This is a genomic window from Limisalsivibrio acetivorans, assembly GCF_000421105.1.
Lineage (GTDB): Bacteria > Chrysiogenota > Deferribacteres > Deferribacterales > Geovibrionaceae > Limisalsivibrio > Limisalsivibrio acetivorans.
Map to the genome: position 1 here is coordinate 1,710,471 of NZ_ATWF01000001.1, position 16,281 is coordinate 1,726,751.

The window sequence follows — 16,281 nt, forward strand, 5'->3', positions numbered from 1 at the left end:
TTTAATTTAAAGCCGTATACAAATCAAGTGATATATTTTACAATACTGCCAAAAAGCAGGTATTTTTTTATGCGACTTGTAATCGACGGTAACTATATAGCATACAGAACATTTCACAAATCCCCCCCGCTTACGAACAGCACTGGATTCCCCACTGCGGTTATCCACGGATTCCTCCAGTTCCTTATCTCCATCCAAGACAGGCTTAAGCCGGAGGAGACCATCGTTGTATTCGATGCAAAGGGGAAAACATGGCGCGATGAACTGGTTGAGGACTACAAGGCCACCAGGGAAAGAATGCCCGAGGACATGATACCCCAGCTTGAAGCACTGCGTGAGCTGATACCTATGATGGGTATACCTATGCTCTCCGTTGAGGGGTACGAGGCGGACGATGTTATGTTCACCCTCACCGATACGGAGATGGAGGTATACCTCGCCACAAAGGATAAGGACCTCCACCAGCTCGCCGCAAAGAGGGTTAAGCTCTACGATCCCTCCGCTCATGAACCGATTGACGAGGGGAAGGTTGAGGAGAAATTCGGCATACCCCCATCTAAGATACTCGATATGCTCGCACTAGCCGGCGACACATCGGACAACATCCCCGGCGTTCAGGGTGTCGGCCCGAAAACAGCCGTTAAACTCTTGCTGGAACATGGCGATCTCGACGGAGTGTATGAAAATATAGACAGTATAAAGGGTAAGCTCAAAGAGAAGCTGGAGAATGATAAAGAGAAGGCGTATCTGAGCCGTGACCTCGCCACGCTCCGCCGTGTTGAGGATCTTAAAATCCCCTCCCCTGATAAGGATGACGATGCTCTGGCATCAAAGCTTTCGGAGCTTGAGCTCAGAACCATACAGGAACGGCTCTTCGGCGAGGTAAAGGAGAGCGAGTCTCTCAGCGAAGGGGATGTGGAAAAGCCTGCGATAACCGTCTGCATAAACGGCAGTTTCTATGCTGCGGACGACAAGCACTACACCGAGACCAAAGCACCGGAAGCAACAGAAAAGTGCTACGATATTAAAAATATATACCGAAAAACAGGCGAGATACCCGAAGGCGTTCGTGATCTGATGCTAATAAGCTGGATGAACGACCCCGACGGCGGAGGGCTTCGCCCCCAGAAGGATGAGCCCGCAGGCGAGTTCGTAACTAAATGCCTCAACTCATTCAAGGCAGAGGAGAGATCCCTTAGCGACAACGATCTGAACGAGCTCTACGAAACCCTCGAGCTCCCCATTGCCCGCATACTGGCGGAGATGGAGCATAAGGGCATACGCCTTGAGGCGGAGAAGCTCGAAGAGGTCACCAACAGGCTCGAAAAGGAGCTGGAGGAGCTGAAAAGCTCGCTCACCGATACAGTGGGCCACGACATAAACCTGAACTCACCAAAGCAGCTCTCCGCATTTCTCTTTGATGAGCTGGGCATAAAACCCACAAAGAAAACGAAAACGGGCTACTCCACCTCCGAAGAGGCACTGCGGGAGATGAAGGCATACAATCCCGATCACACAGAAACCATAGACAACATCCTCCATTACAGGGAACTCAACAAGCTTGTATCCACATATACCAAGCCCCTCATAGACTACATAAGCAAAGATACCGGGCGTGTGCATACGGAGTTCAAGCAGACAGGCACAGCCACAGGGAGGCTATCCTCCAACCACCCGAACATGCAGAACATCCCCCAGAAGGGTGAGCACGCAAAGGCGATACGCTCCGCCTTCACACCGGAGGATGGATACGTTTTCGCCTCCTTCGACTACTCCCAGATCGAGCTTCGCATACTCGCCCATCTTACCGGAGATGAAACCCTCATAAAGGCTTATAAGGAAGGGCTTGATATCCATACCCAGACAGCCTCCCTCGTCTTCGGAATGGATGAGGAGGATGTGGATTCAAACAGCCGGAGGCTTGCCAAGGCTGTTAACTTCGGAATTATATACGGCCTCTCCGCCTACGGCCTCTCCCGTGATACAGGGGTAAGCCCCAAGGAGGCGCAGAAGTTCATAGACCGCTACTTCGAGAAATACAGCGGAGTTAAGGATTTCATCGCAAAAACCACCGAATCAACCAAAAAAAACGGCTATGCGGAAACAATTCTGGGGCGTAAACGCTTCATTACCGATATACAGAGCCGGAACCGCACAGTTGCCATGCGTGGCGAGCGAGTGGCCACAAACACCCGTATGCAGGGCTCGGCGGCGGATATCATAAAGCTTGCCATGCTACGGTGCGATGAGTATATCAAGGAAGAGGAACTGGACGCACACCTCGTTCTTCAACTCCATGACGAACTTGTTTTTGAAGTTAATTCAGACTTGGCCGATAAATTTGAGGAGAAAATTATCTCTATAATGGAATCAGTCATCGAACTGGACGTTCCCCTTGTGGTAAACGGATCCACAGAAAAAAACCTCGGAGAACTGAAGTAATGGGAAGACTTGAAAATATCATCAAAGAAAACAGAGAACTCAAGGATGAGATAAACAGCCTGATTGAGCGTGTGCGTGAGAACGAAGCGAAACACAGCGGTTTCAGGGTTATCGAATACTCCTTTCTCCTCTCCAACAGTATAGCTGATCTTATAGAGAAGCCGATTGCCTATCTTGAGGAGATATTCGACATTGAGTCAGCGGTGCTCTTTCTTAACAGCGATATCCTCGATTTCGACAGAGAAACGGACAACTATACAAACAAGGTTGTCTTCTACCCCGAAAAGGTTTTCAAGTATTTCTTCCTCGAAACAAGGCCCTATTACGGCAAGGATGTAATGAACGTCATAAGCGAGTTCAACTTTTATGAACAGATGGGCTCATACCTTATCGCCCCCATCGTTGACGAAGGGCGCATCATCGGAAGCCTTAACCTGTACAGCTCGGACAAAACACGCTTCGGAGACGGCGCCTCGGTGGACTTCCTCCGTGAGCTCTCCTTTGTCGTTATGGTGGCCCTTAAAAAGATGTACAGCACCGAGGTTATCTACCGTCAGGCCAGAACAGACTTCCTTACCGGATGCCAGAACAAGATGGCTATGGCGGAGCTGATAAAACGGCTCCTTAACCAGTATGAACGCTACGGCAACGGGTTTCATTTCATAATGCTTGACATAGACAACTTCAAAACCATTAATGATTCAGAGGGGCACCTCACCGGTGACCGGGTAATCCGTGATCTTGCGGACGGCTTACGCGATAATCTAAGAGCAAGCGACATAGTCGGACGCTTCGGCGGGGATGAGTTCTACATAATCGTTCCCGACACAGAGAACATAAACCTCAACATGGTTGTAAAGAAGATAGAGGGGGTGGCCACGGAGGTCTTTGAAAAACACGGCTATCACGGCCGGGTTGGCATAAGCGGAGGCAGCGCATCTGTACCCGGCGATGCAGAAAAGACCAGTGATGCCGAAAACCTCGTTCGAATCGCAGATACAAGGCTATACGACTCCAAGCGCAGCGGCAAAGGAAGGTTTAAGCTTAAAGATGATAATTAGAAGAGACGATAAAAAACTTGAAAAGATTCTTGGCAGGGATGAGAGCTTCGATGAACAGTATCTACCTGCTGTTATGGAAATAATAGAGAATGTAAGAAAAAACGGTGATGACGAGCTTAGAAGGCTCTCCGAGAGATTCGACGGTTACTCAGGCAAGCTTGAGATAACGCCGGAAGAGATGGAGGATGCGGCCAAAAATCTTGATCCGGAGCTGAAGAAAGCACTCATAAAGGCCAGAGACAATATCACCGATTTCCACTCCCGCCAGCTCGAAAAGACATGGATGTACGAGAAATCCCCCGGCACATTCCTCGGCCAGAAGGTAACCCCTCTGGAAAAGGTGGGGGTATACGTTCCGGGGGGCAAGGCGGTTTACCCCTCCAGCGTCTTGATGAACGTCCTTCCGGCAAAGGTTGCGGGTGTTAAGGATATTGTTATGACCACCCCCGCTACAGGGGGCAGTGTAAACCCCGTTGTACTTGCGGCGGCTCATATAGCTGGAGTAACAAGAGGTTTCTGCACAGGGGGAGCCCAGGCAGTGGCCGCCCTCGCCTACGGAACCGAAACGATCCCCAGGGTCGACAAGATAGTCGGCCCCGGTAATATTTACGTTGCCCTTGCTAAGAAGCTCGTTTTCGGACGTGTGGACATAGACATGATAGCGGGACCCAGCGAGATCCTTATCATAGCGGATTCCTCTGCGGATCCGGATAAGGTGGCTGCCGATATGCTGTCCCAGGCGGAGCATGACGAGCTCGCCAGCTCCATCGCCGTAACGGACGATGAAGCGCTAGCAAAAGAGATTGAGAAATGTGTCCATACGAGGCTGAATGAGCTTCCCAAGAAGGATATAGCAAGGAAGTCCATCGAGAATTACGGGGCAGTTATCGTCGTTGATGATATGGACGAGGCGGCAGAGCTTTCCAACTCCATCGCACCGGAACACCTTGAGCTATTCGTATCCGCACCGATGGAGCTTATGCTCAAGATAAAGCATGCGGGCGCAATATTCCTCGGTGAGAATACTCCGGAGCCTGTCGGGGACTATATCGCAGGGCCCAACCATGTGCTCCCCACAGGGGGAACGGCAAGGTTCTTCTCACCCCTAGGGGCCTACGATTTTATCAAAAGATCCAGTATCCTCTACTACAGCCGTGAACAGCTCATGGAGGATATGGACGCCATCGTCACCCTCGCAGAGCATGAGGAACTCATCGCCCACCGCAACTCGGCAACTTCAAGAAGGAAGTAGGTCTACTTCACCGTAAAGCGGGTGGTCTCCTTCTTGCCAAGATACTTCCAGAGGATGAAGAAATAGGCGGCGAGGGAGAATAGAGTGAATCCGGCGGTTATAATCTCGCCGCTGGGGTTGCCCTCCAGTATACTGTCCAGAGCTATAGCCACAACAAGCATTACAGCCACAGGCAGTATATAGGCCAGCCCCACCGAGCGGTAAAACTCCTTCTTTGTGATCTCCACATTAACGGTATCACCCTCTCTGAGGGAGATGTCCTTGATGCGGAATGTAACCGATCCGCTCTCGTTCATGGCGCAGGAATGCTTCTCTGTGCAGGATCCGCAACCGGAATCACGGTAAACCTCAATGAGTGCACCCTTACCTTTGTCCTCTTCTATTACTGTTCCCTTATGGGTCATTAAGCTGTTATTCATGATCAGTAAACATAATCCCCTGTTTATCTTTGTCAAAGTAAAAACGTGCCTTTTTCATATTGCTAGATAACCTAAGCTCTGTTCCATATATCCTGAGACTCACACCCTCGTGAATAGTATCAAGAGCCGCAATATACGGCTGAGGGTGAAGCGATTCCTCAATTGCTTCTGCGACCCTGTCGCTCATCCCTTCGTATCTTGAGAGGAGAAGCTTCCTTGCGGAGATAACACGCTTGAGCCCTGGATTCTCATGGATTCGATTATTCTTCGCCGCAAGCTCCTTTATCCGTCCATCCGCATCACGCAGAAGCTCGCCGAGCTCCTCCTTGTTCTTCATCAACGCCTGAACCTGCTCCTCCAGCCCCTGTCGTATCCCCACCTCTATGGTGAAACCTGAAACACTCCGGGCGCCTATACACTTAGCCTCGAAGCACTCAAAGGCGGAATAGTGTCCACCGCATACAACACATTTGCTCCCCGTGGCATAGATCCCCCTGCCGGCTGTTAATGTGGAGTTGTAGCAGTGGCGAAGTATCTCAATATCTCCACCTGCGCAGACATGGGCGTTCTCAATATACCCCGAAGTAACGTTACGTCCGGCACTGATACGGCTGTTGCCACCCTTGATTCCAACCTTAACGAAGATATCCTCCGCCGCCTCAAGCACAGCATCACGCACAATGCCGAATACCCTGATATCCCTCCCTTTGACATGGAAACCGGGCAGAACATCGCCATGGATTATCACAGTCTCGCTGAACTCCACATTACCCACGGAGAGATCGACATTACCCTTAACCTCGTAAACAGGGCTGACAATAACCTCTTCACCGTCAAAAAGCACATGGCCGTCACGATCGGCCACCAGCGTCTCCGTCTCCTCATCCATACGGACACCCCGGACACCGCTGATATACTCCGCCTTTCCTTTCAGTGCCGGGAGCTCCTTGCCGAAGATGTTCTTACCCGCCTCACCGTCTGTGGGAGGATGCAGAGTTATGAGAGGCTCACCTTCCCTTACGTTTATAATGCTCAGGAGGTTGCGGAAATCCACCCTCCCGTGCTCATCCTCTTCGGGAACGGGCTTAAGATCGGCAAAGTGTTTCTCATACCAGCCGTTAATGCCGTGCTTCGCATCGTATCCACGGATGAAAACCTCACCCTGCACAACAAAGCCCTCGGCAACCGCTTCGGCAAGGTTCTCTAGAAGTTCCATATCAAAAAGCTCACGGCAAAGCCCCTCATCGTATTCGAGGATATCTGTGAGACCGTCTATGGTGAAGCATTCACCACCGGCAAGGGCCGGATACAGATAGATCTCGGCGGACATGGAGTCCTTCCCCTTCTTCACCTCAACCTTTGAATCGATGGGGAGTATTTCGGGGAGCTCCGCCTCAAGCCTTCCCCCTTCGATATCACGAATGGAACATTTCTCAGGGTCACAGCCGTAGTTATAGGCGATAATACGCTTGAGCTCCGTTCGGGAGCATTTGGAATAGGATCGGATAGTTGTCTTTCCAGAAACGGCCATACCGTTCTCCGCTGAATAAGGTGTTCTACTTGTTTATATCTTCTGTATATGCGTCCCAGCGTTTCTCTCTGGGGGAACTAACTATAATATGTAGCAGGCCTAGGTTGAAGAAAAGGAAAAAGTACCTTACATCCCCGCTCATAACGTATAGAACTATGCCGAAAACCGAATGTATCTCACCGATACCCAGATTGATAAGGGTTGCATAGTAGAGTTTCTTAAAAAGTGCATCCCCTCCGGGTGTACCTCTGCTCATAAGCCTTTCGATAACTCTGGCCGCAGGAAAAGTAAGCACGGCGAAAAACGTCAGAACATAGCCCGTGGAGGTGACTGTATCCTTTGCTGTATAGATAAAGATATTCCAGTCAAAGGCTTCCGTCGCCACTGCAAAAAGGAAATATAGAAAAACCCCCGGAAACATAGCCCGGGAGAGTGTTACTGCTCTGTGAAAATACCAGCTCTCTTCTGCTCTCATATACCTTCCATAATAATACCCCTGAACGGGTTTTAAAGTGTAGTCTTTGATTGCGCACAGTGTCAAGGGTGTTGAATTGTGCGGGGTGGTCGTGTAGACTCTCATTATCAGCTGCGGAGGGGTCCATTTGGCTTTCATAAAAGGTTTTTCGGGAATACGCATCAGACTGCTCGCCCTTGTTCTTTTTGCTGTTGTGCCCGCCTTTGCCGTTCTTCTTTTTACGGCGATGTCCGAGGTGCGCTACGAGGTGGACAGGGCTCTGGAGGAGGCACACAGGCTTGCCATGTTTGCCTCGGAGCACAACAACGGAGCTGTAAACGGAACAAGGCACCTGCTCATAGGGCTTTCGAGGCTCCCTCAGATAACAGATAAACGTGAGCAGGAATGTTCGGATCTCTTCTCCGGCCTCCTCGATGTATACAGCAGATACGAGAACATCATTTACGTAGACAACTCTGGACGCATCGTCTGCTCCGGCAGACCGATAACGATATCACGCATACCAACCAACACCGAATGGTTCACCCAGGCCGCCTCTGCGGACGGATTCTACTTCGGCACATATAAGCTCGGCCTCGTGACAGGCGCCACAGAGTTCACCCTAGCCTACCCCGTAACGGGAAGAAGCGGCGAGCTGAACGGGATACTGGCCGCCTCCTTCAACCTCTCATGGTTCAACCGGATAGCGGCGGAATCCCAACTCCCCGAAGGGGCGACCATGACCGTTGTGGACAGCGATGGAAAGATACTGGCGAGGCATCCGGACGCCGAAGGGCTCATTGGCAAAGGGATAGGCCAGAGTGCCATGGATAAGCTGAAGAACGAACGTGACGGCATGTTCACCGCCATAGGGCTGAACGGAGTGGAACGCCTCTTCGGGTTCACCACCCTTTCAAGCCTGAAAACCAACGTCCGGCTCTTGGTGGGTATCCCGAAGGAATCCGCCTACAGTGCAGTGGACAAGGTTTTCTTCTATATAACCGTATGGGTGGCATTCAGCGTACTTCTCCTCATATCCGCATGGATAGGGGGTGGTATGTTCGTCATGAGAAGGATAAACGCCCTTGTTAAGGCGACAAAGAAGATCTCCGAGGGTGACCTGACCGCAAGAACAGGACTCAAATACGGTATGGGTGAGCTGGGACAGCTCGCCAGAGCCTTTGACACCATGGCGGAATCACTCCAGCAGAGGGAGGAGGAGCTCGGCGAAAGAACGGACGAGCTGGAACGCTCCAACGAAGAGCTTGAACAGTTCGCATACATAGCAAGCCACGATCTGCAGGAGCCCCTCCGCATGATAGCAAGCTACACCCAGCTCCTCAAAAAACGATACTCCGACAAGCTGGACGAGGACGCCATCGAATTCATAGACTACGCCGTGGACGGTGCAAACCGGATGCAGGTTCTTATAAACGATCTCCTCAAATACTCCCGGGTCGGGACGAAGGGTGAAGAGTTTACCCATGTAAATATGAACGATGTCCTTGATATGGTGAAGGCAAACCTCAAGGCTCCCATAGAAGAGACGGGTGCTGTTGTAGAGCACGGAAAGCTCCCCACAATTATGGCGGACAGCTCCCAGATGGTACAGCTCTTCCAGAACCTTATAGGCAACGCCATCAAGTTCCGCAAGGAGGGGGAGACACCGAAGATTGAGATCTTCACCGAAAAGAAGGGCAAGTTCTTCCGCTTCGGTGTTAAGGATAACGGCATAGGCATAGAGGAGAAGTATCTGGAGAGGATCTTCGTAATTTTCCAGAGACTGCACACAAGGGATGAGTTCCCCGGAACGGGTATAGGGCTTGCGATATGCAAGAAGATCGTCGAACGGCACGGCGGCGAAATAACTGTGGAATCCATCAGCGGCGAGGGCTCCACATTCCTTTTCACACTGCCGGGTAAGGAGTAGAAGTGGCGGACAGAACCAGACCAGTAGAGATACTTCTTGTGGAGGACAACCCCGGGGATGCACGCCTCACCCAGGAAGCTTTCCGGGAGAGCGATACCCCCTGCAATATTACTATTGTGCGGGACGGTAACGCTGCGATAAAATTTCTTACCAAAAAGGATGAGTACTTCAGTGCACCCCGCCCCGATCTCATCCTGCTCGATCTCAACCTGCCAAAGAAGGACGGGCGTGAGGTTCTGCAGGAGATAAAGGAGGATTCAGACCTTCGGAGGATCCCCGTTGTAGTGCTTACAACCTCCGAATCTGAGGATGATATAAGGAAGGTCTACAGCCTTCATGCAAACTGCTATATTAAGAAACCGGTTGATCTGGACGATTTTGACAGAGTGGTCAAAACAATCGAGGCCTTCTGGCTGAACCTTGTGCGGCTGCCGGAGGATTAAACACAATGAGCGAAAAACCTGTAAAGATACTTATTATCGAGGACAATCCCGGCGATGCACGCCTTATAGAGGTTATGCTGGAGGATGTGGAAGGGTGCGAGTTTGCTCCTATACACGCCGATAAGCTCGAGGACGGGATGCAGTACCTTTCCAAGGAGAAGTTCGATGTTGTCCTCCTTGATCTGGCTCTGCCCGACAGCTTCGGCATGGACAGCTTCTACAGACTCTCTGCGGCCTACCCCGATGTGCCCGTTGTGGTGCTTACCGGTAACGATGATGAAAGCATAGCGTTAAGCGCCGTACGTGAAGGGGCTCAAGACTATCTTGTGAAGGGCCAGATCGACGAAAAGGTGCTGAACCGCTCGGTAAACTATGCCATAGAGAGACAAAAGACCATCGCCGAACTGCATAAAATGTCCTTCCGTGATGAGCTCACCAAGCTTAACAACCGGCGTGGTTTCATGCTCCAGGCAGAGGAACTGCTCAAGGTTAGCAGGCGGGCAAACAAAAAGTTTGCGGTGTTCTTCATAGATCTGGACGGTATGAAATGGATTAACGACAACCTCGGCCATAAAGAGGGTGACAACGCCCTCATAGACACTGCGGATATCATGATGCAGACCTTCCGCGAATCGGATATTTTATCGAGGCTGGGGGGTGATGAGTTCGCCGCCGCCATGCTTGTGGATGACGACAAGGCGGTTAAGCTTGTTCGTGACAGATTCGACAAGCGTGTGAAACGGCTGAACGAATCGGGAAAACGGGACTACACCCTCTCCATAAGCATCGGCGTCGCCTTCTACAACCAAAGCTCCTTCGAAAGCCTGGAAGAGCTTATGGACCATGCGGACGATCTGATGTATGAGGAAAAGAAGAAAAAGAATAAGCAGAGATAGATTATAGAAACAAAAAAACCCCGGATGAACCAACGCCGGGGTTTTCTTTATATGTGTTCGTTAAACTGTGATTATCTAGATACCGCCGCACCCATACTTACATAGTCCGGGATATCTATAATCTCACCAGTGCCGTTTACAATATGGGCAACATCGAAGATGTCATCAAGGTTGAAGCCCTGGTCCTCATAACGCTCAAGGACAACGCCGAAACCTTCCTCCACTTTATCGTGGAACCATTCAAAGGACGCTCTGTCATCGAAAAGGAAATCGAGCTTTGTTGCGATAAGGCGGACACCGCCTGATTCTATAACGTAGGGATCAGCACTCTCGCTGACGATTCGCCAGTTTCCGAATCTGTCATCTATGTGAACACTGAGCCGCCCTATCTCTGCTCTCTGCTCAAGTTTCGTTTCCTGCAGGGCCAGTGTTTTCACTCTCATAGTTTTACCCTCCAGTTTTATTATAACATACCAATCGGCCGGGGTTGAAAAGATCTGAGTTAACTTTTGCCGCCTGCCTATCTACATGCAAACCCTGTGCCAGACTGGAGTGGTATTCATATCACTTATATGATTCCATACCTGTTTATTCATAATTAAATATAAGCTGATTTATGTATCTATATTCAATTTATGGTGTCTGTCATCTCAGGGTCATATCTCAAAGATGCGCCGGGCAGAGAAATATTCAAGTGAAAATTAACCCATAATTATTTAAACTATTGATATACTGGGAATAAGAAAGGGGAGCAGAACGCTCCCCTTTAATCGTTAAAAAACATTCACTCCCTATTTAAGGAAGCTGTATCCGTATTCCGTATGGTCTTTGTACTGGTCGTTGAGAATGGCCACAACGTCCTCCACGAAAACGAGTTCCTCGTTTGTGGGGATAACATAGACCTTAACCTTCGATTTGGGTGTGGAAACCTCGGTTTCGCCGTGCTTGGAGAATGTTGCAAGATTTTTCTCCTTATCCACAACGATGCCCATCTCCTCGAGCCCTTCCAGTGCCATCTGGCGGATGGCGCCTGCGTTCTCGCCAACACCAGCGGTGAAGACGATGGCATCCACACGGCCGAGAACTGCATAGTATGAGCCGATGTATTTACGGAGCCTGTAAGCCTCCATCTCTGTGGCGAGGCGGCACTTGTCCTTCGTATCCGCAGCATCGCAGGAGAGGATGTCACGCCTGTCGGTGTATTTACCAGTTATGCCGAGCATACCTGATTTCTTGTTGAGGATATTGTCCATCTGCTTGGCATCAACGCCGAGCTGGGTCTGCATAAAGAGGGGGATGGCGGGGTCGAGATCTCCGCATCTTGTTCCCATAACAGCACCTTCGAGGGGTGTAAGCCCCATGGAGGTATCCACGGAGACGCCGTTCTTGATAGCTGTGTGGGAAACACCGTTACCGATGTGCATGGTGATAATGTTACACTCCTTGGGGTCCTTACCGAGGAGTACTGCCGCCCTTTTAGACACATAGAGATGGCTTGTGCCATGGAAACCGTAACGTCTTACGCCGTGCTCCTCGTACCACTCATGGGGAACGGCATACATGTATGCATAGTCGGGCATGGTCTGGTGGAAGGCGGTGTCGAAGATGGCAACGTGAGGAACATCGGGGAGAACGCCCTGGGCAGCCCTGATTCCCGCAAGGTTGGGGGGATTGTGCAGGGGTGCGAGGTGCTGAACATCCTCAATGGTCTTCAGAACATCATCGGTGATCTTAACGCTTCCTACGAACTTATCTCCACCGTGGACAACCCTGTGGCCAACGGCGCTGATCTCGTTCATCTGCTTGATAACTCCGCAGTCGGAGCCTGTTAGCGTTTTAACGATGAGCTGTATAGCTGTGCTGTGGTCATGGCATTCGTATTCATCTCTGTGGGTGTCTCTTCCGGGAACCTCGTGGACTATGAAGGAATCGCCGATTCCGACCCTCTCCACAACTCCCTTCGCCACCACAGAGCCCTTTTCCCAGTCGAAAAGCTGGTATTTAACGGAAGAGCTTCCGCAGTTAAGTGCAAGGATAAACATCTTACTTCCTCCTGAACTGTTAATTAATCCGCCTGAACAGCGGTGATGGCGGCAACGTTAACGATATCCATATACTTGCATCCTCTGGAGAGATCGTTAACGGGCTTTGCAAGACCCTGGATGATCGGTCCGATCGCCTCTGCGCCTGCAACCCTTTCCACGAGCTTATAGCCGATGTTGCCCGCATCAAGGTCGGGGAATACAAGAACGTTTGCCTGTCCGGCAACGTCGCTTCCGGGAGCCTTCTTCGCACCCACGTTGGCAAGCAGAGCCGCGTCCGCCTGAAGCTCACCGTCAATGGCGAGTTCTGGGTTCATCTCTTTTGCGATCTTGAGCGCCTCGGTTACCTTGTCGATATCGGGATGGGCCGCACTCCCTTTTGTGGAGAAGGAGAGAAGGGCTACCTTGGGATCAACTTCGAGGAATGCCTTGCAGCTGTCCGCTGTGGCGTTGGCGATTTCTGCGAGTGTTCTTGAATCGGGATTGGGGTTAACCGCACAGTCTGCGAAAAGCACCGCACCCTCTTTGCCGAATTCGGGTTTGGGCGTTACCATAATGAAGCAGCTGGAAACGGTTTTCATGCCGGCCTTGGTTCCGATAACACGGATAGCCGCCTTGAGTACATCCCCTGTGGTGTGGCATGCTCCGGTGACGGCGCCGTCCGCCCTGCCGGATTCCACAAGCATGGAGCCGAAGTAGAGAACATCCTTCATTGCTTCAAGGGCCTCAACCTCTGTCATACCTTTGGCTTTGCGCTTCTCGTAATATGCTCTTGCAAAGTCCTGAAGATAGGGGCTTGTCTCGGGATCGATGATCTCGCATCTAACCTCGTAGCCCTTCTCCTTGAACAGAGACTCAACCTCGTCCACCTTGCCGAGTACGATTACTTTTGCAAGACCGTTTTCGACGATGGCATTCGCCGCATCCACGGTGCGCTCATCGTTCCCCTCGGGGAGGACGATAGTCTTGTTTCTGGTCTTGGCTATATCCCAGAACTTGTTCATGAGAGACATAGGATACCTCCGAAAATAGAATAGTTTTTGATTTTATGTAATTAACATAAAATGCGCAAGTTAAATATTCTCAAAGCATCCCGATACAAGGAACATGCTGACAATAAAAACCATATCTGCCCCCTTTATAAGGACGTTCTATTGAATATTAGTGAAAAACAAACGGGGAGAAAGCACCTGAAATGCCTTCGCCCCGTTTTATTTTAGTTCAGAAGTGAGTTTTGAGCAAACCCTTTTCTCAGGGCTTCTTCGTTGAGGGGTATAAGGTGGTGATGCTTCTCGGGAAGTGCATGTTTAAGGGCACTGCATGCGGTTTCCAGAGTAAAAAGTTCCGATACGGAGAGAAGGGCGCCAATCATGACCATATTGGCAACCTTTATGTTGCCCAGCTCCCTTGCTATATCAGAAGCGCCGATACCGTAAAACTTGACATCCTGCCTTGTAATCGCCTCTTTACCCACCAGAGCGGTGTCCAGAACGGCCTTCGCACCCTCTGCAAAGCGGGGCTCGAACTTCTGGAATGAGGGCATGTTCATGATTATGCCGTGCCCCGGTCTGGTTACGATGGGGGAACCGATCTCCATGTCGGAGATAACCACGTTGCAGTTCGCCGTTCCGCCACGCTGTTCGGCGCCGTAGGATGGGAACCATGTAACATGGTAGTCCTGGGAGGCTGCCATGTGAGCGAGCATCATCCCTGCACTCAGGATACCCTGACCGCCGAAACCCGCCATAACGCTGTCGAACATCATTTATTACCCCCTTTGAACTCGCCGAGGGGGTAGTAGCCCTCCATCTCGTTCTTAACGAACTCGATCCCCTGAAGGGGTGTCATCCCCCAGTTTGTGGGGCAGGAGGAAAGAACCTCCACAAAGGAGAAGCCGGTATTATTCTTCTGGTTCTCAAAGGCCTTCTTTATCGCCTTCTTGGTCTTATTTATCTTACCCGGTGCGGAGACGCTCACTCTGGCGCTGTAAACAACGGGATCGAGCCCAGCCATTATCTCCGCCATGCGGAAAGGTGCACCGTGGTAGCCCACATCCCTTCCTTCGGGTGTGGTTGTTGTGCGCTGTCCGGGGAGTGTTGTGGGGGCCATCTGGCCGCCGGTCATCCCGTAGTTTGCATTGTTAACGAAGATAACGGTTATCATCTCCCCACGGTTTGCCGCATGCATTATCTCCGCCATGCCGATGGAGGCGAGATCGCCGTCACCCTGATAGCAGAATACGGTGTTTTCGGGGCGAACCCTCTTTATCCCCGTGGCAAGAGCGGGTGCCCTGCCGTGGGGGGCTTCGACTATATCTGTTTTGAAATACTCATAGAGCAGTACGGAGCATCCCACCGGCGCAACGCCTATGGTGGATTCCCTCAGCTCAAGCTCGTCCAGAACCTCCCCGACGATGCGGTGGATGGTTCCATGGTTGCATCCGGGGCAGTATATGGTGGTCTTATCCGTCATGCTTTCCGGTTTCTTAAATACTACAGCCATCTATATATCCTCGCTTATTTCATGGAAAGGATCTTTTCTTCGATCTCTTCTGGTGTGAACGATTCACCGCCGGGGCTTCCTATGAACTCCACAGGAACCCTTCCCTCTACAGCCACCTTTACGTCAAAGAGCATCTGGCCGAGGTTCATCTCCGCCACAAGCACCTTTTTAGCCTTGGAGGCGGCCTCGGCAAGCTGTTTGTAGGGGAACGGGGACACTGTGATCGGTCTGAAAAGCTCCACCTTTTCCCCCTTCTCCTTCACTGCACGCAGGGAGCTCTTGGCAACCCTTGCTGCTGTACCGAAGGAGACGACGAGGGTGTCATAATCCTCACCAGTGAGCTCATAGCGTGTTTCATTCTCCGCAATGCGCTCAAACTTCTCAGCCAGATCCCAGTTATGCTTCTTAAGCCCCCCTTCAGCAAGGCGGAGCGACATAACCGCTCTGGGGTCTCTATCCTTAGGGCCTGTAAGCTCCCACCCTTCATCCTCTTTCCTGCCTGGCTCACGATCCTCGGGAAGAACAACGGGTTCGGCCATCTGTCCCAATGCGCCGTCGCCAAGGATAAGGACGGGGTTTCTATATCTGTCTGAAACATCGAAGGCCTCGTAGGTGAGATCCACAGCCTCCTGAACGGTTGAGGGTGCGTAAACTATAAACCTGTAGTCGCCGTTTCCTCCACCCCTAGTGGCCTGATTGTAATCCCCCTGACTCGGGCCAATATTTCCGAGGCCGGGGCCTCCTCTCATTATATTGACAACAACCGCCGGCACCTCCGCACCGCACATGTAGGAGAATCCCTCCTGCATAAGAGCTACTCCTGGGCTTGAGGAGGATGTCATAACCCTTGCTCCGGTGGCGGATGCGCCGTAGACCATATTGATAGCCGCAACCTCGCTCTCCGCCTGAACAAAGGCTCTGCCTCTTCTGGGCATATGATCGGACATGTAAGCGGTGAACTCGTTCTGGGGTGTGATCGGGTAACCGAAGTATCCCTCAAGTCCGGCACGGATAGAGGCCTCCGCAATGGCTTCGTTCCCCTTCATAAGAACCTTGTTGCTCATTCGCTACCCCCTTTGCCGTCATTAAGAGTGAAAACCAGATCGGGGCACACGAGTGCACAGCTCTTGCAGAGGATACAGAGATCCTGATCCGTGCATTCCACCATCGTGTAGCCCATGGCGTTTATCTTTTCGGAAAAACGGAGAATCTTCTTCGGGCAGACCTCAATGCACAGGCCGCACCCCTTACATTTGTCTCCGTTTATAACAACTTTCAACATAGGCACTCCTCCAGTTTAAGATGAAAA

16 protein-coding genes are annotated in these 16,281 nt (G+C 51.2%); 6 read left to right on the top strand and 10 right to left on the bottom strand.

Annotated elements, in window-relative coordinates:
- Positions 1-69: 69 nt before the first annotated feature.
- Genes K300_RS0108105 through hisD form a run of 3 tightly spaced genes read left to right on the top strand, consistent with a single transcriptional unit; the run spans position 70 to position 4,755 of the window.
- Positions 70-2,442: a DNA polymerase gene (locus tag K300_RS0108105; RefSeq protein WP_022851169.1), complete on the top strand. Its 2,373-nt coding sequence runs from the start codon at positions 70-72 to the stop codon at positions 2,440-2,442.
- A complete protein-coding gene (locus K300_RS0108110) occupies positions 2,442-3,503 on the top strand; it encodes a sensor domain-containing diguanylate cyclase (RefSeq protein ID WP_022851170.1) in 1,062 nt (353 codons plus the stop codon). The genes K300_RS0108105 and K300_RS0108110 overlap by 1 nt, the downstream gene beginning before the upstream one ends.
- On the top strand, positions 3,493-4,755 hold the full coding sequence (hisD, locus tag K300_RS0108115; RefSeq protein ID WP_022851171.1) for a histidinol dehydrogenase: 1,263 nt from the start codon (positions 3,493-3,495) through the stop codon (positions 4,753-4,755). Before K300_RS0108110 ends, hisD begins: the two co-directional genes overlap by 11 nt.
- Positions 4,756-4,757: 2 nt before the next feature.
- Here the strand turns inward: hisD and K300_RS0108120 are convergent, their stop codons facing one another.
- Genes K300_RS0108120 through K300_RS0108130 form a run of 3 tightly spaced genes read right to left on the bottom strand, consistent with a single transcriptional unit; the run spans position 4,758 to position 7,180 of the window.
- Positions 4,758-5,159: a SoxR reducing system RseC family protein gene (locus K300_RS0108120; RefSeq protein WP_022851172.1), complete on the bottom strand. Its 402-nt coding sequence runs from the start codon at positions 5,157-5,159 to the stop codon at positions 4,758-4,760.
- A 7-nt stretch (positions 5,160-5,166) separates the two neighbouring features.
- Positions 5,167-6,705, bottom strand: a complete 1,539-nt coding sequence (locus K300_RS0108125) for a flagellar assembly protein A (RefSeq protein WP_022851173.1) — start codon at positions 6,703-6,705, stop codon at positions 5,167-5,169.
- 25 nt (positions 6,706-6,730) lie between these two features.
- Entirely contained in the window at positions 6,731-7,180 is a 450-nt protein-coding gene (locus K300_RS0108130) for a hypothetical protein (RefSeq protein ID WP_022851174.1), read from the bottom strand.
- Between the two features lie 127 nt (positions 7,181-7,307).
- Between K300_RS0108130 and K300_RS16885 the strand changes: the two genes are divergently transcribed.
- Genes K300_RS16885 through K300_RS16195 form a run of 3 tightly spaced genes read left to right on the top strand, consistent with a single transcriptional unit; the run spans position 7,308 to position 10,428 of the window.
- Positions 7,308-9,089, top strand: a complete 1,782-nt coding sequence (locus tag K300_RS16885; RefSeq protein ID WP_022851175.1) for an ATP-binding protein — start codon at positions 7,308-7,310, stop codon at positions 9,087-9,089.
- Positions 9,090-9,091: 2 nt separating this feature from the next.
- A complete protein-coding gene (locus K300_RS0108140) occupies positions 9,092-9,532 on the top strand; it encodes a response regulator (RefSeq protein WP_022851176.1) in 441 nt (146 codons plus the stop codon).
- A 5-nt stretch (positions 9,533-9,537) separates the two neighbouring features.
- A complete protein-coding gene (locus K300_RS16195; RefSeq protein ID WP_022851177.1) occupies positions 9,538-10,428 on the top strand; it encodes a GGDEF domain-containing protein in 891 nt (296 codons plus the stop codon).
- A 71-nt stretch (positions 10,429-10,499) separates the two neighbouring features.
- On the opposite strand, the gene K300_RS0108150 is transcribed toward K300_RS16195, so the two are convergent.
- From K300_RS0108150 to K300_RS0108180, 7 genes are all read right to left on the bottom strand, one after another.
- Positions 10,500-10,871 carry a hypothetical protein gene (locus K300_RS0108150; RefSeq protein ID WP_022851178.1) on the bottom strand — a complete coding sequence of 124 codons (372 nt, stop codon included), beginning with the start codon at positions 10,869-10,871 and terminating at the stop codon, positions 10,500-10,502.
- Between the two features lie 348 nt (positions 10,872-11,219).
- On the bottom strand, positions 11,220-12,470 hold the full coding sequence (locus K300_RS0108155) for an acetate kinase (RefSeq protein ID WP_022851179.1): 1,251 nt from the start codon (positions 12,468-12,470) through the stop codon (positions 11,220-11,222).
- Positions 12,471-12,493: 23 nt separating this feature from the next.
- Positions 12,494-13,483 (bottom strand): phosphate acetyltransferase, encoded by a 990-nt coding sequence (gene pta / locus K300_RS0108160; protein ID WP_022851180.1) that lies wholly within the window; start codon positions 13,481-13,483, stop codon positions 12,494-12,496.
- Positions 13,484-13,686: 203 nt separating this feature from the next.
- The gene (locus tag K300_RS0108165; RefSeq protein ID WP_022851181.1) at positions 13,687-14,235 is read right to left on the bottom strand and encodes a 2-oxoacid:ferredoxin oxidoreductase subunit gamma family protein; all 549 of its coding nucleotides are present in this window, start codon (positions 14,233-14,235) and stop codon (positions 13,687-13,689) included.
- Positions 14,232-14,972 (bottom strand): thiamine pyrophosphate-dependent enzyme, encoded by a 741-nt coding sequence (locus K300_RS0108170; protein ID WP_022851182.1) that lies wholly within the window; start codon positions 14,970-14,972, stop codon positions 14,232-14,234. Before K300_RS0108170 ends, K300_RS0108165 begins: the two co-directional genes overlap by 4 nt.
- Positions 14,973-14,986: 14 nt before the next feature.
- Positions 14,987-16,036: a 3-methyl-2-oxobutanoate dehydrogenase subunit VorB gene (vorB, locus tag K300_RS0108175; protein ID WP_022851183.1), complete on the bottom strand. Its 1,050-nt coding sequence runs from the start codon at positions 16,034-16,036 to the stop codon at positions 14,987-14,989.
- The gene (locus K300_RS0108180) at positions 16,033-16,254 is read right to left on the bottom strand and encodes a 4Fe-4S dicluster domain-containing protein (RefSeq protein WP_022851184.1); all 222 of its coding nucleotides are present in this window, start codon (positions 16,252-16,254) and stop codon (positions 16,033-16,035) included. Before K300_RS0108180 ends, vorB begins: the two co-directional genes overlap by 4 nt.
- Positions 16,255-16,281 lie beyond the last annotated feature (27 nt).